Origin of the sequence: Synechococcus sp. MW101C3 (assembly GCF_002252635.1) — a bacterium.
Lineage (GTDB): Bacteria > Cyanobacteriota > Cyanobacteriia > PCC-6307 > Cyanobiaceae > MW101C3.
The window spans coordinates 1-26,269 of record NZ_NQKX01000003.1; the positions used below are offsets into that span (position 1 = coordinate 1).

A 26,269-nucleotide genomic window follows, 5' to 3' on the forward strand; every position below is an offset into this window, starting at 1 on the left:
CCCCCCCGGCCTGGGCGGCCTCCTCGGCTTTGCGGGCCAGCTCCCGCACCTCCGCCCCCCGGGCGGCCAGGTCTGCACCGGCAGCGGCGAGGGCTTCGGCGGACGGCAGGGCCGCAAGATCCAGCCCCTGCACTGATGGCGGCAGCGCCCGCGCCCCGGCCCTGGCCTGGATCGCGGCCCGCAGCTGCTCCTGCAGCCCCTGCTCCACCAGGGCGACGGCGCGGCGGGCCCCCTGTTCCGCCACCAGGCTCGGGCGCAATGCTTCGGCCCGCTCCGCCTGGCTGAGCTTCTGGCGGAACTCCGCCACCGTCTCCTGTTTGGCCTCCAGCGCGCCCAGTTGGGCGCTGGCGGCGGCGCGCCTGTCCCAGCGGTCCGCCTGCGCCGCCAGGGCCGCCAGGGTCGTCTGGGCCGCCAGCAGGCTGGCGGCGGCCTCCCCCAGGGCGGCCTCGGTGCCCTGCACCACCGCGGCGATCCCCGCCACCAGCGCTTCGAGGCCGGCCTGGTCGGCGGGGGGCGGAGGCGCTTCCGCCCCCTCCGGCGGCTCGGGCGCGTGGGGGTCCCAGGCGTCGGCCACCCGGCGCCGCAGCACCTCCTGCTCTCGGGCCTGCTCCAGCGCCAGATTCCGCGCCGTGCGGGCCTGCTCCTCCAGCCACCAGCCGGCCCGCTCGTAGATCACCGTGTCGAAGAGCGTTTTGAGCAGGGCCTCGCGCTCCTCGGCCTTGGCCCGCAGCACCTCGGCGAAGCGCCCCTGGGGCAGCAGGATCACCTGGCGGAACTGGGCGGCATTGAGCCCCACCAGGTGCTCCACCTCGCGGGTGACTTCGGTGGTCTTCGCCGCCACGGCCTGCTCCGGTGCCCCGGCGTCCAGGCGGAACAGGAACGCCTGGGGCGCCTTTTCGGTGGTGCCCTGGCCGCGGGCCTTCGGGGCCGTGTGGGCGGGGACCCGCTCCACCCGGTAGCGGGCGTTGCTGCAGGAGAACTCCAGGCTCACCCGGGGCACGGCGCCGGGGGGGGCGTGGTCGGAGCGCAGCCCCTTGACGCTGCGGTCGCCGGACACCTCGCCATAGAGGGCGAAGCAGAGGGCATCGAGCAGGAAGGTCTTGCCGGCGCCGGTGGTGCCGTGGATCAGGAACAGCCCCTCGGCGGCCAGCTCGTCGAAGTCGATCGCGACCGGATCGGCGTAGGGCCCGAAGGCCTCGATCGAGAGCCGGTGCGGCTTCACCGCTCCCCTCCCCGTTCCGCCGCCGCCAGGGCCGCCCGCAGCAGCTCGGCCTCCGGCTCGCCGGGCGGCTGGCCGTGCTGGTCGGTGAAGAAGGCGGTGGCCAGCTGCAGCGGCGAGCGGGCCTGGCGCACCTGGCGGTGGCGCTCGGCCTCGCCGGCGCGGGCCAGCTCGGGCGGCTCGTGGCGCAGCTCGGCGATGTGGGGAAAGCGGGCCCGCAGCCGGGCCATGGCCTGCAGGGGCAGGCTGTCGTCGGTGAGGATCGCCCGCACCCGCGCCTCGCTGGCGGCGGCGTGGCGGGGGTCGCCGCAGAGCTCGTCGATGGGGCCCCGCAGGGTGCACAGGGGCCGGCCCACCTCCAGGGGCACCACCTGCACGGTGGGGGTGCCGTCGGCGGCCAGCTCCACAATCCGCACCGACTTGACGTGGTGCTCCTCGGAGAAGGAATAGGCCAGGGGGGTGCCTGAGTAGGCGATCCGGGGGCCGTCCAGCTGCTGGGAGGCGTGCAGGTGGCCGAGGGCCACGTAATCGAAGCCCTCGAAGGCCGCCACGCTCACCCGGTCGACGTTGCCGATGGTGAGCTCCCGCTCCGACTCCGAGGTTTCGCCGCCCGCCACGAAGGTGTGGGCCACCAGCACCGAACGGTGGGGCGGCCGTTCGCGGCGGTCGGCGTGGATCCGCTCGATGGCCAGGCGGGTCACCTCCTCGTGGCGCAGGCGCACGGGAGCTCCGGCCAGGGCCGGCCCAACCACCGCCGGCTCCAGGTAGGGCAGGGGATAGATAGCCACCGGCGTGCCGCCGGCCCTGGGCGTCACCAGCACCGGCTCCTGGGCCCGGCCCACGTCGCCCCGCACCGTGATGTTGAAGGCGGAGAGCAAGGGGTCGTACACCGACACCCGCACATGGGAATCGTGGTTGCCGGCGATGGCCACCACGGCGGTGCCACCGGCGCTCAGCCGGGCGAGGGCGTCGTTGAACAGGGCCACCGCCTCGGCAGGAGGAATGGCACGGTCGTAGAGATCGCCAGCGATCAGCACCGCATCGACGGCATGCTCCCGCGCCAGTTCGGCGATCCGCGAGATCGCCGCCGCCTGCTCCTCCAACAGCGAGACCCCGTGAAAGCTGCGGCCCAGATGCCAGTCGGAGGTGTGCAGCAGACGCATCGGGCCAAGGTAAGCAGGGGCGGGCGCGGTGACGAGAAAGTCTGCAGCCGGAACAACCTGGTGGCACTACACACCTAGAAGCAACTCCCCGCTGGTGATCTCCAGCCGTTGAACCTGGCGCTCCCAGCGGGTCTGGCGAAAGCGCAGCACATGACGGCCGTCGCTCAGCCAGCCCTCCTTTGGGTCAGGGGGACACGAGATGATGGCCGACTCATGCCTCTGTGAGTCGGGCCTCGATCAACCGGCAGCATTCCTGCACATCGCTCGCGCTCTCCACCCCCTTGCTGAGCGAAAGGAAGAAGTCCCGCCACAGCACCGGCACCGCCAGCAGGATCAGTGGTCTGCCCGCATTGAGCGCATGGGCGGCTTCTGATGCTGTGCCTGGGCCGCCGCCCCCACAGATCACCACCACATCAGCGCTGAGCACGTTGATCACGTTGCGGGCCTTGCCCATGCCGGTGAACAGGGCCAGATCCAGGTCCGCCGTGCTTTGCCTCTCATCACCCTTCCCTTCATCGGGCAACACCCCCACCACCAGGTGCCCGTCCACCCGCGCCGCGCCGCGGCTGGCCGCCCCCATCACCCCCGCCGGACGGCCACCGGTGAGCAGCACCCAACCCCTAGCGCTGATGCACTCCCCCAGCTCCTCGGCCAGGGCCACAGCCTCAGAAGAGGCGCCCTCTCCGGCGCCCATCACGCCCACCACCGCGCGCCGGCTGCTCATGCCAACTCCGGGCACCAGCCCCGCTGGCGCGTCATGTCATCGGTCCAACCCTGGCAGCGGCGGGTGAGGTGCTCCCCATGGGCCAGCAGACCCTGGTGCAGCTGGCAGGTGAGCAGCGGTATGCAGTTCACCCCGGCGCGATGGCGGAAGAAGTGGCAGGTGAGGCAAACCTTGCGGCTGCGGCTGGCCACCAGCACTTCCTCATCGAGATAGGGCCAGTGCTCGTCGTCGCCATCGTCTGCCGCTGAGCTGGGCACCGGCAGGGTGCCGCGGGAATGGGATGGGAGAGCAGCCACAACGACACCAGCAGAGCGAACACCTGTACTAGCAGAAATCTTCTGGTTCTGGCCAGCTCAGGCGCGACCTCAAGTGGAGCCCCGGTGACAACGACGCGCTGAATGCGGGCTCACAGATCAGGCGTCCAGACCCGCACCCGGTTCCTCGATGCCACCGGCCAGGAACTGCCGGTGCCCTTGGCTCAGCTGGCTCGATCGTCCTCTCATGCTCTGTGTTCTCGCCGGGTACCTGGCGTTGCTGCCGAAGCTCGACCAGTTCCCCACCAAATCTGGAGTGATTCGTAGCTGGCTTTCAGCTCATGGCTGAGCCTGCTCCTCGGACCGGCCGCCGTTCTGGCTGATGCCACCAGATGCACGCGGACGTCTTCTCCGTTGAGGAGACCGCCCGTTCCCCCTCTGCCAAGCCCTGCTCAACACGAATTCAGGCTTGTGAGCCATCCGGGCCAAGCGTCACCGGCAGGTGGCCAGTCTTCACCCAGATGGTGCAGCCCGGCTCACTCCAGGGCTGGTGTGCACTGCCAGCAGGATTGCGCAACCAGCTGCCGGCGGGATAGCTGCCCTGCTCGTCCTGAAACAGACCATCGAGCACCAGGATCTCCTCTCCACCCGGGTGGCCGTGGGGCTGAAAGACCGTGCCGGGCGCCCAGCGCACCAGGGCCACGTGCTCCAAGCCCCAGGCATGCAGCGGCTGCACCTGCAGTCCCGGCACCAAGCCCGGGAACCAGTCGGCGGTGCGGGTGTCGATCACCACGCGCTGCTGATCGTCCGGGTGCATCTGCTGCAGCTTCACCAGGAGCGTGCAGCCCTCCTCACTGAACGGGGCATGGGCGGAGCCGGCCTGGTTGCGCAGGTAGGTGCCGGCGGGGTAATCGCCTTGGTCATCTGAGAAGGTGCCTTCCAGCACCAGGATTTCCTCTCCGCCGCCATGGTGATGTCGATCAAAACGGCTGAGCGGGGCGTAGCGCACGATCGAGGTGGCCCGGGCCACTTCTGCGCCCTCGCGATCGAGCATGCGCCGCTCCACGCCCGCCATCGGCGATGGGCTCCAGGTGAGGGCGCCGGTGTCGATCACCACGCGCTGGCTCAGGTCGGCATGCAGGTCCATGCCCCCGATTGTGCTCAACCGCTGTGTCGGCCCGCCGTACGGCAATGCCTCCATGCCGCTCAACACATGTCGCGTTTGAACGGGGCAAGCTGGAGGCATGAGCCCCTCCAAACAGCCCCTCAGCGCCGACGCGAGCCGCTGGGACCAGCGCTACCAAGAAGGCGCTGACGGCTGGCTGCTGGGGCTGTTCTGGTGCCACCGCCAGCCAGGCGGCCCGCCCTGGGGCAGTGACCCGGAGCTGGTGGATGCGCAGCTGCGGCAGGCCGGCCTGGTGCCAGAGATCTGGGAGCCGGCCACCGGGTCGGTGGACAAGCGCAACGACGAGTGGCTCGGCCTGTGGCGCCAGCCTGTCCCAACCCCTTCACTTGTAGAGATCGAATCATGCTGAGCCAACTGAACGAACGAATGCAGAAGTGGGGCTTCTCCTGGGAGGGGCTGAGGGACAACCGCCACGGCGAGTGGTGGGTGCTGGCCCAGATGATCCTGATCGCCGCCCACTGGCTGCCGCCAACGCCTCCCCCCTCGGGTTTGGGGATTCACTGGCCCCTGGCGCTGCGCCTGATCGGTGGGCTCACCTTCCTGATCGGCCTGGTGATCGGCGCCCAGGGGGCCTTGAACCTCGGGGACAGTCTCAGTCCGCTGCCGGAACCGATGCCAGGGGCGCCCCTGGTCACCGAGGGGGCCTACGGCCGGTGCCGCCATCCCCTCTACCAGTCGCTGCTGCTCTGCTCCCTGGGGGTGACTCTGGCCCTCGGCAGCCTGCTGCACCTGGGACTGCTGCTGGCGCTGGCGACCGTGCTCAGCCTCAAGGCACGACGCGAGGAGCAGCGCCTGTGTTCCATGCACAGCGACTATGCCCACTACATGACCTCCACCCCGGCGATCGTTCCCTTTCTGCCAGGCCTCGACTGGCGGTAGCCCTGGCTCTCATGGATGGGCGTTGCGCAGGGAGCCCTCTTCTTCGCCCGTCATTCAGTTGGATCGGGCTGTCTCTCTTGTCGTTTGGGTAGACTGCACAATACATACTTTACTGTTGTCTGGCATCAGCACGCACGGATCAATCGCTCCGATTCGTAAACCCGTCAGGAAGACTCTTGCCTGCCCACATGTCAATAGGTTGCGTGCTTGGCTCGTGATTGTTCTCTATAGCTAGGGTATAAATGAGACGTTCGCTTAAAGGCTGATGAATTATACTGCGGTCGCTCATTCCATCGCGAAGACGCTCACAGCACGGCTAGCCATGGCCGGCGTGGCGACTCTTGCCTGCGCAGGAACCTTCTCTGCTGCTTTGGCCGCACCTGTCATTCCGAGCATGATCGGCACATGGACAGTGGAAGGGAAAGGAGCCGTGCTCTGCAAAGTCGAAGCATCGAGATGCAAGACCCACCATCATGGTGATTTCAGCGATCTGAATGCAGTTGCTCAAATCACCAGGCAACAGGGTCGGGTTTTCCACGGATTAGTCAAATCCAAGTACGCAACGGAGAAGTTCGTCGGCACTCTTGGGTATGACGATGCCAGCTTATACATGGTTGATGAAGACGGCTTTACGGATGGCAAGATCATCAACCCCAATCTGATTCAGGTTGTTTATCGTCACACCTCCGATCTCGATTCAGTCGTGGACATTGGTACCTGGACGCGCCGCTGAGTGAGCTTGATCCAAGCAGGCACCGCCCCGGCTGCAGTCCATTCACGGGGTCTGCCGCCACCAGCGCCAACCCTCCACGTTGATCAGCAGCCCGAAGACCGTGAGGGCCACCATCAGCACGATCTGATCGAGGCGGGCATCGGGCACCAGGATGTCGGCGATGAGATGGGGGACGTTGGTGACCGAATAGACGACGCTGAACCAGAAGTGGATCCGCCGCCAGGGCCGCCAGCGCGTGGCCGGAGCAACCGTGGTGGCGGCGTAGGCGATCAGCACGGTCGCAATCAGCGGGAGCAGGAAGTAGCCGAGCATCGCCCCGAACAGCAGGGGCAATGCCCCCTCCTGCACATGGCTGTGGATCTCCGGCGACTGGCCGTGGAACAGGGGCATCAGGCCCAGGTCCACGTGAAAGAGCATCGCCAGCAGCCAGGCGATCCAGAGGGTGATCAGCCGCAGGGGCTGGTTGATCGACGGGTTCATCGGCCTCGAGGCTTGTTCTTTCAGTGTGGGCAGCAAGGAAGCAAAGGCCTTGGATCTTGGTGGTTCGTTGCGGATGGATCGATGCGTTGCAGCCAGGGTCGCGCGGCGTGAGAGCTGCGGAATTCGCTGCCCACAATCAGCACCCCGCCAACGTTCGCCAGGCCTACGCGCCTTCTGTCGTCACCACCGGCTCACCGGCCGCCTTCCAGCCTTCGATGCTGGGTGCAAAGCCCTTCACCTGGTGGCGGCCCTCCAGCTGCAGCGCCATCACTCCCATAGCAGAGCGAAATCCACTGGAGCAATAGAGCACCACCTCTCGCTCTGGGGAAATCTCAGCCACGTGGCGGCTGAGATCGTTCAACGGTCTGTTGATGGCTCCGGCAATGTGTCCCGCCCGGTACTCAGCAGGGGTCCTCACGTCAATCAGCGACACGTTGCCGCTGGCAAGCAGGCGCTTCAGGGCTGGAACCGATCGAATCGCGTGAAAATCACCCGGCAGGTTGGAGAGGTACTGCTCCACTGCGGAGTCAATGGCAGCTGCCTCGCCTGCAGCAACCGTGGCATCCGGAGGGGCGATCGCGGTGGCCGCAGCGGCGCCCTGAGGCGCCGAGATCAGCAGGCAGAGGGCAAGGGCGATCCCCAGCAGGAGCGAGCGAAGGCGAGACATATGGGGTTTCGACACATCCTAGGGGGATTGATCGTGCTGGCGGCCAAAGGTTTTCCTTAATCGGCACTCACCTTGCCTCGAAAGGCAATGTAGTTGTAGATGTTGTAGAAGAGCATGATGGGAATCAGCACACCGATGAAGGTGAGCATGAACACCATCGAACTCACCGACGACGACGCCTGAAAGATCGTGACCGATGGCGGAATCACCGCCGGAAATACCATTACCCCCAGACCAGCGAAACTGAGGATGAACAACAGTACGGTATACACGAAGGGCCATGCCTCCTGCTGCATCGCCAGGCTGCGGAACAGTTGAACGATCAGGGCAACACCCAGCAGTGGCAACACCACGAAGAAGGGTAGGAACGCGGGATCAAACAGGCGCTGCCGCAGTGCTTCCGACGCGAACGGCGCCGTGAAGGTGATCAACAGGGCCCCGCCCAGGGTGGTGGCAGCCGCCAGGCGGGCGGTGCGCACGTGCAACCGCTGCAGCTCACCACTGGTTTTGAGAATCAGGTAGGTGGAGCCGATCAGCACGTAGCCCTGGATGAGCGTGAGAGCCACCACCAGGCTGCTGGGGTTCACCCAGATCCAGGCGGAGCCTGTGAAGTGGCCTGCAGCATCGGTGGGGATGCCCGAGAGCACCGTGCCCAGACAGATGCCCTGGGAGCCAGCGGCCAGCACACTGCCAATACCGAACATCAGGTTCCAGGGGCGCTTGTTGGTGGCGTTCTCGCGAAACTCGAAGGCGACGGCCCGAAGGATCAGCCCCAGGATCATCAGGTAGATGGGGCCGTAGAGGGCCTTGAGGATGGTGCCATAGGCCAGGGGAAAGGCTCCGAACAGGGCGCCGCCCATCAGCACCAGCCAGGTTTCGTTGGCATCCCACACATTGCCGAGGCTCGTCATCAGGATCGTGCGCTGGGATTCGCTGGGCGAGGTGAGCGAGAGGATGCCTACCCCCAGATCAAAGCCATCGAGGATCACATAGAGCAGCAGGAACAGGGCCAGGATCACAAACCAGACCGTGGGCATGAACCATTCGAGGAACTCCATGGTCAGGTGCTTGCTGATGGGTCGGAAAGAATTGCGGCGGTGGCAGGACCAGAGGGCGGCTCAAGGGTGAGGTTCGGCCCCTTGGCGATGATCCGGGAGCCGAAATACAACGCGAAGACCAGCAACACCGTGTAAAGCACAGCGAACACACTCAAGCTGGTGAGGACCTCGCCCACCGGCAGCACCGAGGCGGCATCGGCGGTCCGCAGCTGGCCGTAGACCGTCCAGGGCTGGCGGCCCACGCAACGCACCACCCACCCGGATTCAATCGCCAGGTAGCCGGCTGGAGCCGAAAGGATCCAGGCCCAGCTGAACCAGGGCCACTGGGCGAAGCTGGCGGTGCTGAGGCCGCCTCGCCACCAGAGCAGCAGGCTGAGGGCCATCAGGGCTGCAGCAGCCAGGCCGATCGCCACCATCACCCGGAAGGCATAGAAGAGCAGACCCACCATGTGGGGCCGCTGGTCGGCGGGCCAGCTGTTGAGCCCACGCAGCGGTTGGCTGAGCTGCGGCCGCGTCTCCAGGATCCAGCTGAAGGCGCCAGGCACCGACAGGCTCCAGCGGTTGCTGCCGCTGGCCTCATCGGGGGAAGCGAGCACGGTCCAGGCAGGGGAGCTGCCGGCGGGCTGGTCGTCCCAGAGGGCCTCGATCGCGGCCAGCTTGGTGGGCTGATGCTCGGCCACCTGAACGGCGCTTTCGTGGCCGGCCAGGATCTGCAGCGGCGCTACCGCCAGCAGGATCACCAGCGCCAGCTTGAAGGAGAACAGGAAGAACTCCGGTGCCTTCTGGCGCATCAGCGACCAGGCACTGATCGCGGCGACCACAAGCATGGAGGTTTCCACCGTGGCCAGGGCCATATGAATCACGCTCCTCACCATGAAGGGGTTGTTGATGGCGGCGAAGTAGTTCTGCACATGAAAATGGCCCTCGGAGAAAGTGCCACCCGACGGAGTCTGCAGCCAGGAGTTGGCACTGAGAATCCAGAACACTGAGAGGTTCGCGCCGAAGGCCACCATCACGGTGGAGAGGAAGTGAATCACTGGTGGCACCTTCTGCCAGCCGAACAACATGATCCCGAGGAAGCCGGCTTCGAGCATGAAGGCCATCGCCCCCTCGAAGCCCAGCACCGAGCCGAAAAAGTCGCCGGCGAACTCGGAAAGCGGGGCCCAGTTGGTGCCGAACTGGAACTCCATCGGCAGGCCTGAGGCCACACCGATGCCGAAATTGAGCACATAGAGCTTTGCCCAGAAGCGGGCCTGCCGGTAGTACAAGGGATTGCGTGTGCGCAGCCAGATGGCCTCCAGCACCACCAGATAGATCGCCAGGCCGGTGGAGAGCACGGGCCAGAGCATGTGAAAGATCGCGGTCAGAGCGAACTGGAGCCGTGACAGAGTCACGACATCAAGAGTGCCAAGCATGGGTTGGGAACAAAACGAACGGCGAGAAAGCTTGACAAGCCATACGAATGCGCTGTGACGAATGGACTGCAACGAATGGGCAGGAACGGGTGGGGTACCAGCCAGTGACGACCAGCGACGACGAAAGCTGGAAAGCTAAAGAAATAAATCGCAACCGTGGGCGCGTGCGCGAACTGTGGAGCTGTGCAGGGCTAGGGCGATGGAGAGACAGTTCAACCATCCAACCCTAGAGGCTTCAGCAGTGAATGGGAGAGAGTAACCCTTTCACCGATGTTCTGATGCCCACACGATTGCCTCTCCTGGCGAACATTGGCAGCAAGATTGAGATTTGAAGTGGAAGGGTCGGCTCGTCAGTGCAGTGCGAGCCGCCAAGAGCCAATATCAATGATCCTTTACTCCTGCAGGCATTGGCTTGTCGGCTACATCCCGTTAGTCCATAGTCTGTGAGACTGACGTTTGGTGAGCAGGATCCAGTGCAGCCGAAGTCAGCTGGGCCAGGCACAGGGAAATTGATTATGTTTCGGCTGAATACAGTGAGGCCGATTACAATCGAGCTGAATTCAATGAGGCTGAATCGGGTTGTGGATGCTTGGATGAAGTGTCAGATACCGCTGAAGCGTCTGTTCTGGAAGATCAGTGGCTCCTTGGGGATTGCAGGCCTGGCCCTGCTGCTGAGCACGCAGCGGCCCGTCGCTGCTCAGAAGGGCCCGGCAGCGCAGCCCCTGCTGGTGAGTGCCGCCATCAGCCTCACTGATGTTCTCCAGGGGCTTGCACCCTCGTTTTCGCGCAGCAAGCGTGTCCCTCCACCCCAGTTCAACCTCGGGGCCTCAGGCTCGCTGCAACGCCAGATCGAACAAGGAGCCCCTGTCGATGTGTTCCTCTCTGCGGGAACCAGGCAGATGGACGCATTGGAACAAGCCAAGCTGCTCCTGCCTGGAACCCGCCGCAACCTGATCAGCAACCAACTGGTGCTGGTGGTGCCTGCCCAACGCAGGGGGGTGGTGGGATTCACCGACCTGGAGAGTCCCCGCATCCGCCGCATCGCCATCGGGGACGCTGCTGTGCCGGCCGGAGAGTACGCCAGGCAGGCCTTGCGCCATTACAAGCTGCTCACGGCATTGCAGCCCAAGTTGGTTCCGCTCAGCTCGGTACGAGCCGTCGCCGCCGCCGTTGCTAGTGGGAGTGCTGATGCTGGCTTTGTCTACCGCAGCGATACCTATGGCGTCAGCAACCTGCGGATTGCAGCCACGGCATCAGCAGCCAGTCACACCCCGATCCTTTACAGCGGGGCCGTGATCCGCCGCAGTCGACAACCGGCTTTGGCCAGGGCCTATCTGGATGGATTGCAAAGTCCTGCAGCCCGCAGCGCCTTCATCCGCGCCGGCTTCTCCCCCTTGCCTCCAGCACGCTGATCCCTCCTCCCGCAAGCCTCCTGTCACCGCTGCTGCTGTCATTCCGCGCCGCTGCATTCGCGGTGCTGTTGCTCAGCCCGCCTGCGATTGCCGCTGCCTTGTTCCTGCGGGGATGGCGGGGCCAACGACGCGCTGCCGCTGACCTGCTGCTGCTCTCACCTCTGGTGATGCCGCCCACGGTGCTTGGCTTTCTGCTGCTGCAGCTGCTGGGGCCGCTGGGTCCTCTGGGGGAACCGCTGGAGCGGATGGGCATCACGATTGTCTTCAGCTGGACAGCCACTGTGATCAGTGCGGCAGTGGTGGCATTCCCGCTGATGTACCGCAGCACACTTGCCGCTCTGGAACAGCTCGATCCGGCATTGGAAGCGGTGGCGCTCGGGCTTGGCTGCAGCCCGCTGCGGACGTTCTGGAGAGTCACCGTGCCCTTGATTCGTCCAGGCCTGCTTGCGGGTGTGAGCCTGAGCTTTGCACGGGCGCTGGGCGAATTCGGCACAACGATGATGCTGGCAGGCAACATTCCCGGCCGCACGCAGACATTGCCGTTGGCGATTTACAGCGCTGTAGAAGGTGGCGATCTCACGCTGGCCTGGCGGCTTACAGCCGTGGTGCTACTGCTCAACGGCAGCTGCCTGATGCTGGTGGGATGGCTCAACCGCAGCCGCTCAACCACCGCTACCTCGCAACGTCTCACCACTGGCGCTGTCGATGAGGACGGATGGGTACCGATAGAACCGATCGGCCAGCTCCGTCCACGCGTCGTGACACAGATGCAGGTGGCCATCCAGCTGCAACGCGGCTCCTTTCACCTGAGGATGAACTGGAAGAGCCAGGCGGCACGACAGGCCGTGCTGGGATCATCTGGAGCGGGCAAGAGCCTGCTGCTCCGCTGCATCGCCGGGCTTGAGCGGCCTCAGGGTTGCCGCATCCAGCTCGGGCAGCGGCTGCTCTGCGACACCGATCGGGGCGTCTGGGTCGAACCGCATCTCCGGCGGATCGCCATGGTGTTTCAGCAACACGCCCTGTTCCCTCACCTGCGTGTGGCCGACAACGTGGCGTTCGGACTGGATCGACTCCCGCGAGAACAGCGCCGCGAACGGGTGGCCAAGCTGCTGGCCGCCGTCGGTCTGCAGGAGCATGCCTCTCACTTCCCGCATCAGCTTTCCGGCGGGCAATGTCAGCGCGTTGCTGTAGCGCGGGCGCTGGCGGTGCAACCCGATCTGCTGCTTCTGGATGAACCGTTCAGCTCTCAGGACAGCTTTCGTCGCCGCCGGCTGCAGCAGTGGATGGATGATCTACAACGGAGCTCAGGTACGCCCATCCTGATGGTGACGCACGATATCGATGAAGCGTTTCGCCTGAGTGATGAATTGCTGGTGCTGGAGGGCGGACGGCTGGTGGCTCAGGGCGCCACACAGTGTTTGTTTTCCCAGCCTGAACAACTGATCGTGGCCCGGCTCACAGGCTGCAAGAACCTCAGCCCGATCACCTGGGTGTCTGCTCACCAGTGCCTGGCGACCCGCTGGGGACTCCTCGTGGATGGCCAGTCGATGGGGCACAAGCAGCGAAGCGATTGGATTGGCCTGCGAGCCAATCACTTGCGCCTGGCTCCCGCTGGCACAACATCGGCCTCACAAGCACGGATCGTTCGTCCTTGTCGTGTGGTCAAGATCAGTCGGGGTGCCCTCCAGGTCAGTGTGTATGTGCAGATCGCAGAGGGAGCCAATGAGCTACACGTGGAATTACGTGAGTGGGAATGGGCTGAACTTGATGGCCAGAGCGAGGCACTTGAACTCGTGATTGATCGCGCGCGACTGCTCTATCTGAAGGCCTAAACCCTGATGCTTTTCACTTCACTCTCGTTCTATCAAAACCCTGGCAAATCAGCCACCGTCACGGTGTGATCACGGCTGTTTGAATGCCAGCCCCAGCGCGCGCACCAGCGGGGCGAACGGCTTGAGGAAGCGGCTCTCATGCAGGCGGCCCTTGAGCACCCGGTGCCAGTACACCCAGGGAAACACACGGGTTTCCACCAGAAACATGCTCCAGCGCTCCTTGGTGGGATCCACCAGGAAGGAACTGACCGGCTGCAGCTCGTAGTTGAACTCCGCCATCACCACGCTGTGGAAACTGGTGATCAAGGGGCAGGCGGTGTAGCCGTCGTAATGGGCCAGCAGGGGGCGTTGATCGAGCTGAGCCAGCAGGTTCGCCACCAGCACCGGTGCCTGACCCCGGATGGCGGCCAGGCTTTTCGACGTTGGCAGTGAGCTCACATCGCCGAGAGCGAACACATCGGCAAAGCGCTTGTGCTGGCAGGTGTCCTTGTTCACTTCCACCCAGCCGCCAGGACCATCGATCGCCAAGGGGCTGTGGGCCACCACATCCGGCGCCGCCATCGGTGGCACCACATGCAGCAGGTCGAAGCGGATCTCCTCGCGGCGGGGCTCGACCCCTGGCTCACGCACGTCGAACACCGCCACCTGCTCGCTGGGACGCACGAACCGATGCGTTCAGACGCATGCTGCGCCGACCGACGGCACTGGGAGCCGACTGGGAAGCAGCCAGAGAACGAGAAGGGAAGGGGGCTTGCGACCACTCCCAAAACATCTCGCTAGCGTTATAGAGTCATTGCAGGTGTCCCACCATGAAACCCTTCCTTCGGCTGCCGCCTTCTCCCGGCCACACTGCGCCCAGCTCGTCGGCACTGCCAGTCCAGCCCCATGCGCTGGTTCCGCTGCTGCCACTTCTTCTGCTTGCGCTTGTGATGAGTCTGCTGCTGGGCAGCTCACCGGCACTGGCTGCAGACAGCTGGTCGCTCAGCGACGGAGCCGGCCATCGCCTTGCCGCCAAGGTGTTCGAGCAGCCGTTCCCGGAGTATCCCTCGGGCCTGCGCCTCCGCCTCAATGCGGTGGACGGCCAGACCAGGCTGGATCACACCCACCAGCTGGTGTTGACCGACTCCCTCGGCCAGGAATGGAGCCTGCCCAACCGCAGTGAAGAGCTGGTGCAGAGAGGCGAAGCCGCGGTGCCAGCCGGATCGGCCCAGTTCGATCTCGATGCCCTGATGCCCCGTCCGAGTGAAGCGCTGCCGCTCCATCTGACGGTGCCCACTACCGCCGGAGCGTTTGGCTTCGATCTCACGCCGGAGCAGGCGATGACCCTGCACGCCATGGGATCAGTACCCCGTCCCGGTACCGACCCACAGGCATGAATGGCGTGGAGCGCCGGCCGGTGGCATTCAGGCCACCGGCTGGTCTGCCGCCATCCAGCCGGCGAAACCTGGCGCAAACCCCCGCACGCGTGGGTAGCCGTGCAGCTGCAGGGTCATCACCCCGAGCGCCGAGCGATAGCCGGTGGCGCAGTAGAGCACCACGTCGCGATCGCGGGGAATGGCCTCCAAGTGGTGGGCGAGATCCTGGAGCGGCAGGTTGATCGCGGCGGGGATGTGTCCCCGGCGGTAGTCGGCGGGGCTGCACAGATCCACCAGCAGGGCATTCCGACTCGCGATCCGAGCATTCAGGCCCTCGACTGAACCGATGGCCAGCACATCGGCGGGCAGGGAGTCGAGACACCGATCCACGGCCAGCTCCACCGGTACTGAGGCCACCATCGGTGCCGAGACCTCCACCGCATCAGGCTCCGCCACCACGTCGGCAAACGCAGCGCCTGGGCCCAGCAGCAGGCAGACGGCAAGGCTGAGCCCGGTGGTCAACCACGCAAGCCAAGCCAAGGAACGAAGCACTGCCATCAGCTCACGACAGGGGCAAGCGCGGGGGCGGAGCTGAGCAGCTTCTGCACGATGGCGATGCCGCTGATGGCCTGCCAGCCGAACAGGGTGAGCACGAGGCCGTTGGTGGCCACGTGCAGGGTGCGGGCCCAGTCCTTGCCTTTCTGCAGGGAGGGGCCGAGTGAGGCGGTGACGATCACGAGCGCCGCCACAGCAAGGCCGACGAACAGGTGCGGACCGATCAGGAGCTTGCCGTGCTTGAGGAAAGTGACGCCCATGCCACCGAGGGCGCCCAGCAGGGTGACCCCCAGGATCACCGGGCCGAGCCGGGCGTGCCGCGCGCCGTAATGCTCCTGCAGCATGGCCTTGCGGTCTTCCGGGCTGGCCTTGCGGATCAAGCTGGCCTTGAAGCCGAGATAGCCCGAGTAGAGCATCAGACCCAGGAGCCCCCACATCAGCACGGGGTGAACAAAGTTGAGCGCGAAGGGCATCGAACCTGGGCGGTGGAACAGACGGACTCCGCAACTGCGGCGTCCTCTGCACCATGGCCACGATCGGGCGCCGTGAATCGCCAGCGGCCCTGCGGATCACGAAAGGTGAGTGCCGGGCCGGGGCCGGGGGTTGGGCTCAGGGCGCCAGCCGCTCGATCAGCCAGGCGCTGCTGCTCGCGCCACCACCGCTCGCCTCTGCCCCGCCGCCTTCCCCCGCCCGCCGGTAGCGGAAGCGATCGTGCAGACGGTTGGGCCGGCCCTGCCAGAACTCGAATTCGGCCGGCACCACCCGCAGGCCGCCCCAGGCCGGCGGCAACGGCACGTCCCCACCGGCGAAGCGGCGTTGCATCGCCTCCCATTGCGCTTCCAGCAGCGAGCGCGAGCTGATCACGGCGCTCTGCTGCGACACCCACGCCCCCAACCGGCTGCCGAGCGGCCGTGAGAGGAAATAGGCGAGCGATTCGGCCGTGCTGATCCGCTCGGCCAGGCCCAGGATCGCCACTTGCCGCTCCAGCCCGTACCAGGGAAACAGCAGGCTCACCTGCGGGTGAGCGGCGATCTCGGTGGCCTTGCGGCTGTCGTAGTGGGTGAAGAACACGAAGCCGCGCGCGTCGAACGCCTTGAGCAGCACGGTGCGGGCACTGGGACGCACGCCATCGCTGGTGCCCAGCACCATGGCGTTGGGCTCGTCCAGCCCGGCGGCCACCGCCTGATCGAACCAGCGGCGGAACTGCGCCACCGGGTCGTCCGCCAGATCAGCCCGCCGCAGGTCGGCCCGCTGGTAGTGGCGGCGCAGCTGGGCGGGATCGGTGGGAACGGGAGGGTCACTCATGGCGGCGGATCACAGAGGCGGTTCACCCCTTGGCTCTACAGCTTCGAACCACAGATTCGAACCACAGCTTCAAGGCACAGCGGGGCGTCGTCAGGCCACCAGCACCACAGGCTCCGGATCGCGAAGAATCCAATAGAGCGAACCCGACAACAACGCGCTGAACAAGCACCACACCGAGGTGAAGGCGTAGCTGAAAGAAAGGTGCGACAGCAGAAACAGCACTAGCAAAGATCCAGCGAACCCACGCAGCCGCCCCGAGCGGCTGAGCAGCAAGGGAGCGATGATCACCATGCTGTAGAGCGTGCTGCCGAAACCGAGACTGATCCAGCGGTCGGCCAGCAGGGTGGTGGTGTAGTTGAGGGATCCGTTCACCACCACCGGCTCGATCAGAGCGCCATCCAGCAGCAGCGGCAGCCAGAGCCCGGCGCCCACCAGCAGGCCAAGCACCAGAGCGATCTGCAGCAGGCGGTGACGCAGACCGGGCAGCGGCTGCTGGTTCAGACGCAGGGCACACCAGGAAAACCAGGCCAGCCAGAAGGCGTAGGCAAAGAACAGATAGGCGAGCGCGGCGGGACGCACGAGCGCGGCGGCGCCGCCCGGCGCCAGACCAAGCCAGACCACACCCTCCAGGGCCTGTTGCACCGAGAAGAACAGCGGCGAGAACGCCAGGGGCAGCAGATCGCTGCGCTGGGCTTGCCGGCAATAACGAACGGAGGCCACGCCCACGGGCAACAGCACCGCCGCCACCACGAAGCTGGCGCTGCTGGAGAAACACATCGGCGTGAGGCCGTCTCCGGCAGCAACTGGTTGTCGTCAGCCTGGCGCGGCGAGGGGTGGCAGCGTCGCCTGAGGTTGCGGATGACCCTGGCCTGGGCAGATCGCCTGGCTCCGGGAACGGCAGGCCTCACGTCGATGAATGAGGCCGAGATTTTGCATGGCATCGCTCGCCTGCCGGAGGGCCGTCGGCGGGAGGCGCTGCAGCGAAGCTGGGACACACTGCTGCCAGCCCCTTTCCACGAACGGGTGTGGGCATTCGATCGCGAAGCCGCGCATTGGCATGCGGAGGTACTCAGGCAGCGGGAACGCCTGGGCCGGCCGATGACCACGGCTGATGCGGTGATCGCTGCCACCACCCTGGCCCGGAGTGCTCGCCTGGCCACTCGCCATGTGGTCGATTTCGAAGGGATCGGGATCGATCTGATCAACCCCTGGCAGGCACCATGAGCCTGTGGGGTGGATCGCTAGCCAGAACAGGCGGAGCTCTCTCCCCTGGGCCGTGATCTTGCTGGCTTTTGGCGCGCATCGGCTGCCAGCGGTGAATCTTGTGCCAGCGAAAAGCCGCCAGCAGCGGCACTGCTGTACACGGACTCCTCGAATCCTGGAACGGGAGCCACAGCTCCGGGATCCAAAAACCGCCAAGGCTCGCTTGCGTCGCCACACTGGCGAAAACCGCAGATCCATCCCCTGACCCCGCCCGCTTCCCCCCCCTGCCGTGCCCTGCCGGCCGTTCTGGGCCTGGCGCTGCTGGCCCTGTCACCGCAGCTGCCCCGGGCCCTGGCGCAACCCCCGGCAGCCACGATCCCCCTGCCCGAACCCCTGGGCCAGACCCTGCTGCTGCAAAGCGCCGATCGCGCCGACTACGGCCCCCTGGCGGAGCAGTTCCTCACCCAGGCCAACCTGGCCTACTGCGGCGTGGCCAGCATGGTGATGGTGCTCAACAGCCTGGCCATGCCGGCGCCGGCAGCAGCGGGCTACGGCAGCTACCGCTTCTGGACGCAGGACAACGTGTTCGACGCCGCCGCCACCCGGGCAGTGCTGAGCCCCGAGCTGGTGGCCCGCCAGGGCATGACCCTGCAGGAACTGAGTGCGCTGTTGGCCAGCCATGGGCTGCAGGCCCGCGCCATTCACGGCGACCGGCTCAGCCTGGCCCAGTTCCGCCTGCTGGTGCGCAGCAACCTCGCCCGCGCCGACGACCGCCTGCTGGTCAACTACTTCCGCCCGTCCCTCGGCCAGGCCGGCGGCGGCCACATCTCACCACTGGCCGCCTACAACGCCAGCACCGATCGGGTGCTGATCCTGGACGTGGCCCGCTACCGCTACCCGTCGGTGTGGGTGCCCCTCGCCGGTCTCTGGCAGGCGATCCGCACCACCGACAGCAGCTCAGGCCGCAGCCGCGGCGTGGTGGTGGTGCGGCGGGGCTGAGGGGGGCGAGTTCGGTTCGGTAGCTCGTGGCCTTGACCGGCCAGGAAGTGACCTTGATCTGTTGGTAGATCTTGAACAAGGCCATTCCCTGCTGGAAGTGATCGCACTTCAGCAGGAGCTGGAATCCCTGCTCAACTGCCGTGTTGACCTAGCCGAACCCGATCAGCTGCATCCAACGATCGGCATTCAGGTGATCGCAGAAGCCAGGCCGTTGTGAGTAAAGACCTGCCCGATCTCGAACGCATTGCTGAAGCTTCGGAAAGAATCCGCTGCTATACCCAGGTCCGCAACCTGATCGTGATCGGGAAAATGGAAAGACGCCGGGAGCGTCACCCTCAAGGAACACCAAGATCGGGCGGCGGGGGCAGCCTCCACGTTGGTTGAGCCACAAAGGCCCTGATTCCCGCTCAGGAACCTGCCGGCACAAACAGGCGTGGTGCCAGATTGAGCTGGCGGATGCGCCGCACAAAGCCCCGATCATCAAACGACGCCATCGACGCGCAGCTGCGGCAGCTCGCATGGTGGAGGGCATCAGCGAAGTCGAGCCCGTTGCGTACACCGGCCACGGCCTGCTCCAGGGCTGGCCGGTCTTCTGCCGTGAGGCCGGGGTGGGCCAGCAGGTGGTCGAACACCTGCAGCACCTGCTCCACCGGAAAGCCGTAGTACCCACGCAACACCCACTCCAGCTCCAGGGCCACCGTCTTGGCCAGGAACAGCGGTTGGCCGGATTCGATCAGATCCCGGGCGGCCCGGCGCTGGCGTTCCGTGGCTGCATCGGCGGCGTCCTCCGCCACGAAGTAGCGGGTCAGCACATTGGTGTCCACACCAATCACGGGCGCAGCAGGCTGGCGGGGTCGAAGTCCGCCGGCACGGCTGGCCGGCTGGACCTGAGCAATCCGAACCCGCTCTCCGCCAGGGTCTGCTCCGGCTTCCAGGGGCGCAGCTCGATGTGATCCCCCACCAACGCGAAGCTCACGCGGCTGCCCCTGGCCAGCCCGAACTGCTGGCGCAACGCCTTGGGGATGGTCACCTGCCCCTTGCTGGTGATCGAGCTGGTGACGGCATCGGCAGAGTCCATCGAAACGCACTCCCGGGGCTGGGTATTACCTGGTAAGGATAGCTGCGGGCGGCTCGCACGGGCACGCGGCTGGATGAGGTGGTTCCTGCGCATCCTCGTGGTGCGGCTCCATGGCTACATCCACTTGGTACCGATAATCGAAACCGAAGGGCACCTGTTTCGGAAAACGATCATCCCCAGCCGCAAGGCCAACCGCTTCCTAAACATGTCCGCGCCCGCCGGGCCTGCATCATGTCCATCCCCTCCTCACCTGAACGTGATCCTGCAGAGCAGCGGAAACGGTTACTGGCAGAGTGCAAGGGCCGGTTTTTCTGTGTCCAACGTACGAACTCTTATCCCCTTGGACCGCTCACATCACACGCTCTCTGGCGGTGACCTCCAACCCATCGGTGGCCACAACGGCTTCGCCCTCAATCCACATCCTTACCCTCACCCCACCTCCTTCCCCCCACGCAGCCGCCGCAGCGCCAGTGCCAGCGGCATCAGCGACACATTCTCCACAGACAGCTCGTCGCCAGCAGCGAAGGGATGATCGAGATCGGTGATCAGGTAGAGCAGCTTGATCAGCAGGAAGGAGATCACACCGATGAAGAACATCGATTCACTGAACGGTTCGATGTCGGTGAGCACCAGCCCCACGGTGAGCAGGCCTGTGCCGAGATAGGCCATGCCATACACCGACGGCACGAAGGTGGTGTCCCGGATCACCTCGATGCGATGCACATGGCGGCGGATCGTGGCCATCTCGAGCAGCAGGCGGGCCTGCAACGGAGCCGGGTTCCAGGCGCGCAGCTGCTCGATCAGCTGCTGCAGGGCATCGAGCTGATCCAGCAGCACGGCCACACCGCCGCCATCCCGCATCCAGCCCAGCAGAACCACCTCGGAGGCCACCAGCGCCGGAAACAGCGGATTGGGGGCCAGCACCTCAGCACTTCCCACCCCAGCTGGCGCACCCGCAGGAACGCCCACACCCGCCGCAGCTTCGGATCGCGCACCCCATCGAGCTCCGCCGGTCCGGCGGCGGTGTCAGTCACGCCCTCACTCCCCCTTGGGGTCGGCTGAAGGCAGCGCTGAAGGGGGCACCACTTCCAGGTGCGGCGGGTTGGGGGCAGTCTCCGGGCCGATCAGATCGACGGCGGTGCGTTGCACCACCAACCGGAAGCGCAACGGCGCCTGGTTCTTGTTGATGAAGGCCTGCACGCCCGCCACCTGCGCGGAGGTGGGCAGGGAGGGATCCGTGACCCGCACCCGGGCGCGGATCAGCGGCGGATTCTTCTGCCAGTCGATCGAGAGACCCACCAGATCGATGGCCGGATCGCCGCCGAGGGTGATCGTGCTGCTGCGCAGTTGCTGCTCGATCACCTGCTCCACTTCCTTGGCCTTCGTTTCCTGCCGTGATTGGTTCAGCAAGCGAAAGAAACTGCTGCCCAGTGGAATCACGAGCAGCGCCGTGAGCGCCACGCTGGTGAGGCCCAGCCTGCTGTGAAACAGGCGGCTGCGGTACACCCGCTCCAGCGCGCCGAGTGCCGCCATCGCCCCCACCATGATGCCCAGCAGGTTGGTGGCGAACAGCAGCAGCGCCCCGTAGGCCTGGGCCCAGAACGACGAGGCCAGCAGGATTCCCACCACACACATCGGCGGCACCAGGGCCACGGCGATCGCCAGGCCGGCCAGCGCCGAGATCGCGTCCTTGCGGAGCTTGGCGAACATCGCCACCGCACCGGCCACCAGCGCCACGCCCAGATCCAGCAGGTTGGGGCTGGTGCGGTTCATCACCTCGCTGCCGAAGCTGGGGAAGGCCACCAGACGGCCCACCACCATCGCCAGCACCACACAGATCACCACGCCCAGCAGCAGGGTGCGCAGCGCGCGCAGAAACATCGGCAGGCGCCCCCGCAGGATCTCGAACGCCATCGCCTGCAGCGGCATGATCCAGGGAGCCACCACCATCGCGCCGATCACCACGCCGGGGCTGTTGGCCAGCAGGCCCAGGGTGGCGATCAAGGTGGCGCCCACCGTCAGCACCACGAACACCAGATTGAAGCTGGCGTCCCGCTCGAACTCCTTGCGCAACAGCACAAGACGGCTGTCTTCCGGCGCGGTGGTCGTGGAGGTCATGCGGGGAGCCCTCGCTCGGGTCGCGCATCATCTTGGGCCGCGATCCAGCGAGGCGCCAACGCGCCCGGCGCCGCCATGGCCAGATGCAGCCAGCCCCTTCTTCATGAACAATCCCTGAGACACCGGGGGCACTGGTCGAGGCAGCCGCTCCGCCCCCGTGGCCACCCGCGCCGTCTATTCGTTCACAGGCTTTCCCGGCGCGCCGGTGCGCCACCTCTACCTTCACCACGACGGCTACCCCACCGGCGCCGCCTGGCGCTTCGCCATGGCGCTGCGGCAGCAGCAGGAGATGGCCGCCTTCCTGGCCGCGTTCCTCAGCACGCAGCCGGGCGCCGAAGCGTTGGCGGCCCCCGAGCAGGCCGCCGATGCCGACTACCGCTACCAGGTGCAGCTGCTCGCTGGCGACGTGGGCGGGGACGCTGCCTGCGATCCAGCCGGCGTAGAGGTGCAGTGCTGGCGGCGGCTGCCGGGCGGCAACAACTGGCAGGCCCGCTGCCGGCCGATGCCCCTGGCCCAGTTCATCCGGCGTTTCCTGCCCGGCGATCCGCTCTGAGCAATGTCCGGCAGCTTCAGCGCTTGCGCTTGAGGTAGCGGCGGATCTGGGAGGGCCAGTCGCCAGGTAAATCCCCCTCCCGCAGGCTCGTGTTCGACATCGACACCACCAGCGGCCAGCCCCCCAGTTGCAGGCTGCCTGCCACATGCACCAGCACCGCCAGGCCGATCACGAGCCAGGCCACCAGATGCAGCGAATACACCAGGTGGTGCAGTTCGCCGTCACGCAGCCAGTCTTCCTGCATCAGCTTGCCGGTGGCCACCGCCAGCACCAGCGCCACCAGCGCCAGCGCGTTGGTGGCCCTCCGCAGCCGCGCCTTGCCGAGCGTGAGCGCGTAGGCGGTGAAGGCCAGGCCCACGGGCAGCAGGAACCAGCCCACCTGGCCATGCAGATCGATCCAGCTGCCTCCCGGAACGAAGGGCAGCCGTCCCCAGCGGCCGTCGTAGCGGCTGTACACGAACAGCCCGCTCAGCCAGCACCCCAGCACCAACACCGCCGTGAGTCCGTGCAGCAGCCTCAGCAGCGAGGGTTGGTAAGGGCGCCCCATGGTGTTCAAGGGTTGTCGGCACAGCGTGCCACAGGCCTGCCGCTGGAGCTCCGCAGCAGCAGGTGAAGCCTGCCGATCAGGCCGGGGCGTTCCTGCAGACGCCGTCCATCAACTCTTCGCCACGGCCGTCTCGCTTCGTCAGGGCGTGTTCCTTGAACCTGAGGCTGCGGCGGTCGATCGTGGTGCGGTGCACCTCATCGTGGCGGTGGTCGAAATGGATCACCGCGGGGGCCACCCGGGCGGGGATCCCGAGGGCACGCTGCTCGGGGCTGGGCACTCCCAGGGCAGCTTCATCGCCGTCGTTGTCATTAAGAGCGAAGGCGTTCGACTCCTTTTCCAAGAACGTGATCGTGTCGTGGCCGGACTCCACCGGAAGGGTCAGGCCATCAGCGAAACGCACCTGATCCTTGCCGTGCCCCACCTCGACCCGAAAGTCCTTCAGGCCCCTGGGATCGTCGCTGTGGCGGCAGACGATCGACAAAGGCGGTGAAGGACCACACCGGGCAACAACGAAGGCCAGCAGGCCGAGGCCCGCGGCGACGGCCAGGACCAGCCCTCTCCGGCCACCGGGCATGCCTGAATCAACGGCAGACATCGCAGTTTTGCCGTGTATCTCTGAGTATGAATCGGCGCCTCCAGGAGCACGGCGGTGCTGGCCAGGGCTGGCCCCGCGAAGCCAAGGTTCAGAGATTCAGGAAAGCCGCGATCCGTGCACCGAGCCCCATGGAGAGAGGCATGGATGGTGGGCAGGCGACGGACCAGATCCTTCACCTGCGGTGGGGGGGTTGGCCGCTGCTGGTGGGGATGTCTGGTGAGGATCCAGCTCATGTCCTGGTTCGCCATTCATGCGCAGCTGCCATTTCCGCTGCAGCGGGCGGCTTTCAGTTCGCACAGGCGTCAGTCAGGGAGTGCAGGGTCTGCACCTGGCCTGGCGAAAGTGCAAAGCTCAGATCACCTGCAGAACTGACGACTGTCATCTCCAAGGGCACGCCATCACTCGGGGTGGGGTTGAGACAACTGGCGTCGTACTGGGACGAAGCCACCGTGGTGGCGCCATCGTTACTCGCCATGAGTTCGCCGCTGCGGTTGGCAAGACTCCAATTCTGACCACGCCCATCACTGAGCATCAGGGGACGGGCATGATCCAGTTTGAGCCCGTCAGACTCCGCCGTCAGTTTCAGGCGCAGACCAGCAGACGAATCAATGTTTGATCGTTCATAGAGCACGGCCCCCAGCCGGTGGCCCGAACCATCCTCAAGGTTCCAGTTGCCCGAGCTATCGGCAGCCATAGCAACCGATGGGCTGCACAGTGTGCCGAGCACAAACAGTGCAAAGGTCATCACCCAGAGGGTGCCATGAGCGGCAAAACGCTGAAGCCATGCGAAAAACGGGAAAGTGAAGGATGTCTTCATGGTGAGAACTGTATGTTTACGCCCTCAACCTAGTCAGATCCGAGGCAAGAAACCGGCGGGAATCCCCTCTCCTGGACAAGCGCAAGCCTTGCTACACAAGGGGCAATTTATACCTTCATTTCTCAACATCTTTCGCATTGTCGATAAATCTCTGGCGGGCTTCCCCGCCAGCTCACTGCCATCCACCGGCACCAGGACGTGGCGGGTGCTGCTCGTGGGGGGCTGAGCGGAGGGCTCCCTCAGATCAGCGCAGCGAGGTGAGGACGATGCGCTTCTGCACCCCATCGGGCAGGTTGCGGGAGACCGGACAGAGCTTCATGCGTTCCTGGATGGAGGCGATCGCCTCCGCATCGGCGAGGCCCCGTTCCTGCTCGGAGGCGGCGGCATCCAGCTGGATCCGGAAGTCGCCCTCCACCCTGGCCACGATCCAGTCGCTGCTGGTGGTGACGACCAAATCAGCCTCCACCTGCTGCAGCGGAATGGCCTTCTCCCTGGCATTGGCCACCAGATAGAAGTGCTGGCAGAGCAGCAACGCCATGAGATACATCCGGAATCCCGGCATGGTGAAGCTGAGCAGCTGGGGTTCCCAGGCGCCGGAGTCGCCCAGGAACTCCACCACCAGGTCATGGGTGGCGCGATCCGGAGCGGGGTGGCTGCTGCGCAGCCTGAACTGGAAGGTGCGTTCACTCATGGTGCGATTGACACGGCTGAGGATGAGGAGACCGGAGCGGCTGACCGGTGCGCAGCCTGCAGGCTCTGGCGGCTGGAAGCCATGGGAGCAGCGGGCAGGTGGTCGTGGCGACGCCAGGCCTCGGCTCCGGTGAGCAGGGCCGATCCGATCAGAAGGGCCGAGAACCCCTGGCGCAGCCGCACCTCCGGCAGGTGAGGCGCGAGCCGCTGGCCCACCACCGTCCCCAGAAAACCACCAGCCACCAGTGGAAACAGAAGCGGCAGGTGAGCGGAGGGCCAATGCCCCAGGGCGGCAAGGGCGACCAGGGAATTGGTGGAGATCAGCAACAGGCTCGTGCCGCTCGCCAGCGGCATCGACAGACCCGCCAGCAGAACAAGAGCCGGGACGATCGCAAAACCACCGCCCACCCCGGCGACGCCGGTGAGCAGGCCCACCAACACGCCCTGGCTGGCCAGCAGCACGGGGGAACCCGCTGCGCGTCTGTCATTGGGACGACGCTCTCTGGCACTGCGGCGATTGAGCAGCCAGGAGGCCAGCAACGCCGCTGCCGTGAAGATTCCCAGCTGCAGCGGCTCCGGGATCAGACCAGCCTTCACCAGCAGGCCGCCGATCCAGCTGCCGGCGAGGGCCGGCACCCCCAGCACCAGGGCGGGTTGGATCGCGATCTGGCGGCGGCGGATGTAAGGGCCCACATTGCCAAGGGCCAGCAAGGTGACGACAAGCAACGAGAGCGGAACCGCGGCCTTGGTGGGCAGGGCCGCACCGCTCACCAGCAGGGGCAACAGCAGAATGGAGCCGCCGGCCCCGAGCACGGCGAGCAGAAAGCCGATCAGGGCGCCACCCACCACCAGCAGCGCCACGGTCGAGGCGTTCATGTCCCCCGCGATCCCGTCGCCACCTGGTTCCAGGGCATCACAGCCAGCAGCCGCGCCATGCCGCAGAAGCCGCTCAGGCCCGCGAAGGTGAGGCCAGCCCCCACGAATCCGCTCAGCCAGATCCAGCCGGGAGCCACTGTCTGGCTCAGGATCACCCCCAGCAACACCAGGCTTCCTGCCACGATCTGCACCTGGCGCATCAATGGCAGTGGTGCTCCTTTGAGCTTGCGCACGGAGAAACCAGCCGCCTGCCAGGCGGGGATGCCACCGAGCAGGTCAGCCACCGGATGGGGGTGACCCTTTTGCAGAAGCTGGGTCAAGGCCTTGGTGCTGCGGTTACCGCTCTGGCAGACCAGCACAAGCGCTCCGCTCGGCAGGTCGGCCCGGGTGAGGCGCGAGAGGGGAACGTTGAGGCTGCCGCTGATGTGACCGGAGGCGTACTCCATCGGTTCGCGCACATCGATCACGGTGACGCCTTGAGCCGCCAGCTGGTCGGCCAGGTCATGGGCGCTGATGCGGTGGAGTTGTGCAGCTGCAGGGGTGGAAGCCATCGGTG

Annotated in this window: 32 protein-coding genes and 3 pseudogenes; 11 read left to right on the forward strand and 24 right to left on the reverse strand. The window is 65.9% G+C overall.

The features are described from left to right. The 5 genes from CJZ80_RS03975 to CJZ80_RS03995 form a co-directional block, all read right to left on the reverse strand. The coding region (locus CJZ80_RS03975; RefSeq protein WP_158217418.1) for an AAA family ATPase at positions 1-1,222 on the reverse strand (1,222 nt) is incomplete at its 3' end. Continuing rightward, the gene (locus CJZ80_RS03980) at positions 1,219-2,382 is read right to left on the reverse strand and encodes an exonuclease SbcCD subunit D (RefSeq protein ID WP_094510801.1); all 1,164 of its coding nucleotides are present in this window, start codon (positions 2,380-2,382) and stop codon (positions 1,219-1,221) included. The genes CJZ80_RS03975 and CJZ80_RS03980, both read right to left, overlap by 4 nt. A 211-nt stretch (positions 2,383-2,593) precedes the next feature. Further along, positions 2,594-3,106 carry an LOG family protein gene (locus CJZ80_RS03985; RefSeq protein WP_094510802.1) on the reverse strand — a complete coding sequence of 171 codons (513 nt, stop codon included), beginning with the start codon at positions 3,104-3,106 and terminating at the stop codon, positions 2,594-2,596. Then, a complete protein-coding gene (locus tag CJZ80_RS03990) occupies positions 3,103-3,402 on the reverse strand; it encodes a galactose oxidase (protein WP_233132794.1) in 300 nt (99 codons plus the stop codon). Before CJZ80_RS03990 ends, CJZ80_RS03985 begins: the two co-directional genes overlap by 4 nt. Positions 3,403-3,823: 421 nt before the next feature. Next, positions 3,824-4,507, reverse strand: a complete 684-nt coding sequence (locus tag CJZ80_RS03995) for a cupin domain-containing protein (protein ID WP_094510803.1) — start codon at positions 4,505-4,507, stop codon at positions 3,824-3,826. A 97-nt stretch (positions 4,508-4,604) separates the two neighbouring features. Between CJZ80_RS03995 and CJZ80_RS04000 the strand changes: the two genes are divergently transcribed. From CJZ80_RS04000 to CJZ80_RS04010, 3 genes are all read left to right on the forward strand, one after another. Continuing rightward, positions 4,605-4,895 (forward strand): hypothetical protein, encoded by a 291-nt coding sequence (locus tag CJZ80_RS04000; RefSeq protein ID WP_198948231.1) that lies wholly within the window; start codon positions 4,605-4,607, stop codon positions 4,893-4,895. Further along, the gene (locus CJZ80_RS04005; protein WP_094510804.1) at positions 4,889-5,425 is read left to right on the forward strand and encodes an isoprenylcysteine carboxylmethyltransferase family protein; all 537 of its coding nucleotides are present in this window, start codon (positions 4,889-4,891) and stop codon (positions 5,423-5,425) included. Before CJZ80_RS04000 ends, CJZ80_RS04005 begins: the two co-directional genes overlap by 7 nt. Positions 5,426-5,690: 265 nt before the next feature. Continuing rightward, positions 5,691-6,158, forward strand: a complete 468-nt coding sequence (locus tag CJZ80_RS04010; RefSeq protein ID WP_094510805.1) for a hypothetical protein — start codon at positions 5,691-5,693, stop codon at positions 6,156-6,158. A 42-nt stretch (positions 6,159-6,200) separates the two neighbouring features. Here the strand turns inward: CJZ80_RS04010 and CJZ80_RS04015 are convergent, their stop codons facing one another. The 4 genes from CJZ80_RS04015 to CJZ80_RS04030 all read right to left on the reverse strand — a co-directional run bounded on the left by CJZ80_RS04015 (position 6,201) and on the right by CJZ80_RS04030 (position 9,778). After that, positions 6,201-6,638 carry a hypothetical protein gene (locus tag CJZ80_RS04015; RefSeq protein ID WP_094510806.1) on the reverse strand — a complete coding sequence of 146 codons (438 nt, stop codon included), beginning with the start codon at positions 6,636-6,638 and terminating at the stop codon, positions 6,201-6,203. A 163-nt stretch (positions 6,639-6,801) separates the two neighbouring features. Further along, complete coding sequence (locus CJZ80_RS04020) at positions 6,802-7,305, reverse strand: rhodanese-like domain-containing protein (protein ID WP_094510807.1); 504 nt, start codon at positions 7,303-7,305, stop codon at positions 6,802-6,804. A 56-nt stretch (positions 7,306-7,361) separates the two neighbouring features. Further along, the gene (gene cydB, locus CJZ80_RS04025) at positions 7,362-8,363 is read right to left on the reverse strand and encodes a cytochrome d ubiquinol oxidase subunit II (protein ID WP_094510808.1); all 1,002 of its coding nucleotides are present in this window, start codon (positions 8,361-8,363) and stop codon (positions 7,362-7,364) included. A gap of 2 nt (positions 8,364-8,365) precedes the next feature. After that, on the reverse strand, positions 8,366-9,778 hold the full coding sequence (locus CJZ80_RS04030) for a cytochrome ubiquinol oxidase subunit I (protein ID WP_094510809.1): 1,413 nt from the start codon (positions 9,776-9,778) through the stop codon (positions 8,366-8,368). A 593-nt stretch (positions 9,779-10,371) separates the two neighbouring features. Between CJZ80_RS04030 and modA the strand changes: the two genes are divergently transcribed. The 3 genes and pseudogenes from modA to CJZ80_RS15900 all read left to right on the forward strand — a co-directional run. Then, positions 10,372-11,190, forward strand: a complete 819-nt coding sequence (modA, locus tag CJZ80_RS04035) for a molybdate ABC transporter substrate-binding protein (protein ID WP_158217419.1) — start codon at positions 10,372-10,374, stop codon at positions 11,188-11,190. Between the two features lie 35 nt (positions 11,191-11,225). After that, positions 11,226-11,837: pseudogene (gene modB, locus CJZ80_RS15895) on the forward strand (molybdate ABC transporter permease subunit); the annotation flags it as partial. 165 nt (positions 11,838-12,002) lie between these two features. Then, positions 12,003-12,444, forward strand: a pseudogene (locus CJZ80_RS15900) (ABC transporter ATP-binding protein); the annotation flags it as partial. Positions 12,445-13,091: 647 nt separating this feature from the next. Here the strand turns inward: CJZ80_RS15900 and CJZ80_RS04045 are convergent. Next, positions 13,092-13,685: an FAD/NAD(P)-binding oxidoreductase gene (locus tag CJZ80_RS04045; protein ID WP_094510812.1), complete on the reverse strand. Its 594-nt coding sequence runs from the start codon at positions 13,683-13,685 to the stop codon at positions 13,092-13,094. Positions 13,686-13,951: 266 nt separating this feature from the next. Here CJZ80_RS04045 and CJZ80_RS04050 point away from each other — a divergent pair, with 266 nt between their 5' ends. Next, positions 13,952-14,398: a DUF3122 domain-containing protein gene (locus tag CJZ80_RS04050; protein WP_158217420.1), complete on the forward strand. Its 447-nt coding sequence runs from the start codon at positions 13,952-13,954 to the stop codon at positions 14,396-14,398. A gap of 27 nt (positions 14,399-14,425) precedes the next feature. Here the strand turns inward: CJZ80_RS04050 and CJZ80_RS04055 are convergent, their stop codons facing one another. The 4 genes from CJZ80_RS04055 to CJZ80_RS04070 form a co-directional block, all read right to left on the reverse strand. Next, a complete protein-coding gene (locus CJZ80_RS04055; protein ID WP_233132795.1) occupies positions 14,426-14,899 on the reverse strand; it encodes a rhodanese-like domain-containing protein in 474 nt (157 codons plus the stop codon). 35 nt (positions 14,900-14,934) lie between these two features. Then, positions 14,935-15,405 (reverse strand): DUF4079 domain-containing protein, encoded by a 471-nt coding sequence (locus tag CJZ80_RS04060; protein ID WP_094510814.1) that lies wholly within the window; start codon positions 15,403-15,405, stop codon positions 14,935-14,937. A 136-nt stretch (positions 15,406-15,541) separates the two neighbouring features. Beyond that, positions 15,542-16,237 carry a pyridoxamine 5'-phosphate oxidase gene (pdxH, locus tag CJZ80_RS04065; RefSeq protein WP_094510815.1) on the reverse strand — a complete coding sequence of 232 codons (696 nt, stop codon included), beginning with the start codon at positions 16,235-16,237 and terminating at the stop codon, positions 15,542-15,544. Positions 16,238-16,327: 90 nt separating this feature from the next. After that, the gene (locus CJZ80_RS04070; RefSeq protein ID WP_094510816.1) at positions 16,328-17,014 is read right to left on the reverse strand and encodes a DUF6629 family protein; all 687 of its coding nucleotides are present in this window, start codon (positions 17,012-17,014) and stop codon (positions 16,328-16,330) included. An 81-nt stretch (positions 17,015-17,095) separates the two neighbouring features. Between CJZ80_RS04070 and CJZ80_RS04075 the strand changes: the two genes are divergently transcribed. The 3 genes and pseudogenes from CJZ80_RS04075 to CJZ80_RS04085 all read left to right on the forward strand — a co-directional run. Continuing rightward, positions 17,096-17,461 carry a PIN domain-containing protein gene (locus tag CJZ80_RS04075; RefSeq protein ID WP_094510817.1) on the forward strand — a complete coding sequence of 122 codons (366 nt, stop codon included), beginning with the start codon at positions 17,096-17,098 and terminating at the stop codon, positions 17,459-17,461. 390 nt (positions 17,462-17,851) lie between these two features. Beyond that, positions 17,852-18,439: a phytochelatin synthase family protein gene (locus CJZ80_RS04080; RefSeq protein ID WP_233132835.1), complete on the forward strand. Its 588-nt coding sequence runs from the start codon at positions 17,852-17,854 to the stop codon at positions 18,437-18,439. Between the two features lie 22 nt (positions 18,440-18,461). Next, a pseudogene (locus tag CJZ80_RS04085) lies at positions 18,462-18,656 on the forward strand (nucleotidyltransferase family protein); the annotation flags it as partial. Between the two features lie 190 nt (positions 18,657-18,846). On the opposite strand, the gene CJZ80_RS15280 reads toward CJZ80_RS04085, so the two are convergent. The 4 genes from CJZ80_RS15280 to CJZ80_RS04110 all read right to left on the reverse strand — a co-directional run bounded on the left by CJZ80_RS15280 (position 18,847) and on the right by CJZ80_RS04110 (position 21,635). Then, positions 18,847-19,272 carry a type II toxin-antitoxin system VapC family toxin gene (locus CJZ80_RS15280; RefSeq protein WP_094510819.1) on the reverse strand — a complete coding sequence of 142 codons (426 nt, stop codon included), beginning with the start codon at positions 19,270-19,272 and terminating at the stop codon, positions 18,847-18,849. Continuing rightward, complete coding sequence (locus tag CJZ80_RS15285) at positions 19,269-19,517, reverse strand: AbrB/MazE/SpoVT family DNA-binding domain-containing protein (RefSeq protein ID WP_158217421.1); 249 nt, start codon at positions 19,515-19,517, stop codon at positions 19,269-19,271. Before CJZ80_RS15285 ends, CJZ80_RS15280 begins: the two co-directional genes overlap by 4 nt. 429 nt (positions 19,518-19,946) lie before the next feature. After that, positions 19,947-20,441: a hypothetical protein gene (locus CJZ80_RS04105; protein ID WP_158217422.1), complete on the reverse strand. Its 495-nt coding sequence runs from the start codon at positions 20,439-20,441 to the stop codon at positions 19,947-19,949. A gap of 114 nt (positions 20,442-20,555) precedes the next feature. Beyond that, a complete protein-coding gene (locus CJZ80_RS04110) occupies positions 20,556-21,635 on the reverse strand; it encodes a DUF389 domain-containing protein (protein WP_094510822.1) in 1,080 nt (359 codons plus the stop codon). 157 nt (positions 21,636-21,792) lie between these two features. Here CJZ80_RS04110 and CJZ80_RS04115 point away from each other — a divergent pair, with 157 nt between their 5' ends. Further along, a complete protein-coding gene (locus tag CJZ80_RS04115) occupies positions 21,793-22,188 on the forward strand; it encodes a hypothetical protein (protein WP_094510823.1) in 396 nt (131 codons plus the stop codon). A 16-nt stretch (positions 22,189-22,204) separates the two neighbouring features. On the opposite strand, the gene CJZ80_RS04120 is transcribed toward CJZ80_RS04115, so the two are convergent. The 6 genes from CJZ80_RS04120 to CJZ80_RS04145 all read right to left on the reverse strand — a co-directional run bounded on the left by CJZ80_RS04120 (position 22,205) and on the right by CJZ80_RS04145 (position 26,264). Further along, entirely contained in the window at positions 22,205-22,735 is a 531-nt protein-coding gene (locus CJZ80_RS04120) for a cytochrome b/b6 domain-containing protein (RefSeq protein WP_094510824.1), read from the reverse strand. A 76-nt stretch (positions 22,736-22,811) separates the two neighbouring features. Then, positions 22,812-23,330 (reverse strand): hypothetical protein, encoded by a 519-nt coding sequence (locus tag CJZ80_RS04125; protein WP_144036906.1) that lies wholly within the window; start codon positions 23,328-23,330, stop codon positions 22,812-22,814. A gap of 286 nt (positions 23,331-23,616) precedes the next feature. Then, positions 23,617-24,147, reverse strand: coding sequence for a DUF3122 domain-containing protein (locus CJZ80_RS04130; protein WP_094510826.1), 531 nt, complete (start codon positions 24,145-24,147; stop codon positions 23,617-23,619). Positions 24,148-24,391: 244 nt separating this feature from the next. Beyond that, positions 24,392-24,838, reverse strand: coding sequence for an OsmC family protein (locus tag CJZ80_RS04135; protein ID WP_094510827.1), 447 nt, complete (start codon positions 24,836-24,838; stop codon positions 24,392-24,394). Further along, positions 24,835-25,713: a sulfite exporter TauE/SafE family protein gene (locus CJZ80_RS04140; RefSeq protein ID WP_094510828.1), complete on the reverse strand. Its 879-nt coding sequence runs from the start codon at positions 25,711-25,713 to the stop codon at positions 24,835-24,837. The genes CJZ80_RS04135 and CJZ80_RS04140 overlap by 4 nt, the downstream gene beginning before the upstream one ends. Then, entirely contained in the window at positions 25,710-26,264 is a 555-nt protein-coding gene (locus CJZ80_RS04145) for a rhodanese-like domain-containing protein (protein ID WP_094510829.1), read from the reverse strand. Before CJZ80_RS04145 ends, CJZ80_RS04140 begins: the two co-directional genes overlap by 4 nt. Between the last annotated feature and the right edge of the window lie 5 nt (positions 26,265-26,269).

Coding starts and splice junctions, on each gene's coding strand:
- CJZ80_RS03980 (WP_094510801.1), bottom strand. CDS start 2,382: ATGCGTCTGCTGCACACCTCCGACTGGCATCTGGGCCGCAGCTTTCAC.
- CJZ80_RS03985 (WP_094510802.1), bottom strand. CDS start 3,106: ATGAGCAGCCGGCGCGCGGTGGTGGGCGTGATGGGCGCCGGAGAGGGC.
- CJZ80_RS03995 (WP_094510803.1), bottom strand. CDS start 4,507: ATGGACCTGCATGCCGACCTGAGCCAGCGCGTGGTGATCGACACCGGC.
- CJZ80_RS04000 (WP_198948231.1), top strand. CDS start 4,605: ATGAGCCCCTCCAAACAGCCCCTCAGCGCCGACGCGAGCCGCTGGGAC.
- CJZ80_RS04005 (WP_094510804.1), top strand. CDS start 4,889: ATGCTGAGCCAACTGAACGAACGAATGCAGAAGTGGGGCTTCTCCTGG.
- CJZ80_RS04010 (WP_094510805.1), top strand. CDS start 5,691: ATGAATTATACTGCGGTCGCTCATTCCATCGCGAAGACGCTCACAGCA.
- CJZ80_RS04015 (WP_094510806.1), bottom strand. CDS start 6,638: ATGAACCCGTCGATCAACCAGCCCCTGCGGCTGATCACCCTCTGGATC.
- CJZ80_RS04020 (WP_094510807.1), bottom strand. CDS start 7,305: ATGTCTCGCCTTCGCTCGCTCCTGCTGGGGATCGCCCTTGCCCTCTGC.
- cydB (WP_094510808.1), bottom strand. CDS start 8,363: ATGGAGTTCCTCGAATGGTTCATGCCCACGGTCTGGTTTGTGATCCTG.
- CJZ80_RS04030 (WP_094510809.1), bottom strand. CDS start 9,778: ATGCTTGGCACTCTTGATGTCGTGACTCTGTCACGGCTCCAGTTCGCT.
- modA (WP_158217419.1), top strand. CDS start 10,372: ATGAAGTGTCAGATACCGCTGAAGCGTCTGTTCTGGAAGATCAGTGGC.
- CJZ80_RS04050 (WP_158217420.1), top strand. CDS start 13,952: ATGAGTCTGCTGCTGGGCAGCTCACCGGCACTGGCTGCAGACAGCTGG.
- CJZ80_RS04060 (WP_094510814.1), bottom strand. CDS start 15,405: ATGCCCTTCGCGCTCAACTTTGTTCACCCCGTGCTGATGTGGGGGCTC.
- pdxH (WP_094510815.1), bottom strand. CDS start 16,237: ATGAGTGACCCTCCCGTTCCCACCGATCCCGCCCAGCTGCGCCGCCAC.
- CJZ80_RS04070 (WP_094510816.1), bottom strand. CDS start 17,014: ATGTGTTTCTCCAGCAGCGCCAGCTTCGTGGTGGCGGCGGTGCTGTTG.
- CJZ80_RS04075 (WP_094510817.1), top strand. CDS start 17,096: ATGACCCTGGCCTGGGCAGATCGCCTGGCTCCGGGAACGGCAGGCCTC.
- CJZ80_RS15285 (WP_158217421.1), bottom strand. CDS start 19,517: ATGGACTCTGCCGATGCCGTCACCAGCTCGATCACCAGCAAGGGGCAG.
- CJZ80_RS04110 (WP_094510822.1), bottom strand. CDS start 21,635: ATGACCTCCACGACCACCGCGCCGGAAGACAGCCGTCTTGTGCTGTTG.
- CJZ80_RS04120 (WP_094510824.1), bottom strand. CDS start 22,735: ATGGGGCGCCCTTACCAACCCTCGCTGCTGAGGCTGCTGCACGGACTC.
- CJZ80_RS04125 (WP_144036906.1), bottom strand. CDS start 23,330: ATGTCTGCCGTTGATTCAGGCATGCCCGGTGGCCGGAGAGGGCTGGTC.
- CJZ80_RS04130 (WP_094510826.1), bottom strand. CDS start 24,147: ATGAAGACATCCTTCACTTTCCCGTTTTTCGCATGGCTTCAGCGTTTT.
- CJZ80_RS04135 (WP_094510827.1), bottom strand. CDS start 24,838: ATGAGTGAACGCACCTTCCAGTTCAGGCTGCGCAGCAGCCACCCCGCT.
- CJZ80_RS04140 (WP_094510828.1), bottom strand. CDS start 25,713: ATGAACGCCTCGACCGTGGCGCTGCTGGTGGTGGGTGGCGCCCTGATC.
- CJZ80_RS04145 (WP_094510829.1), bottom strand. CDS start 26,264: ATGGCTTCCACCCCTGCAGCTGCACAACTCCACCGCATCAGCGCCCAT.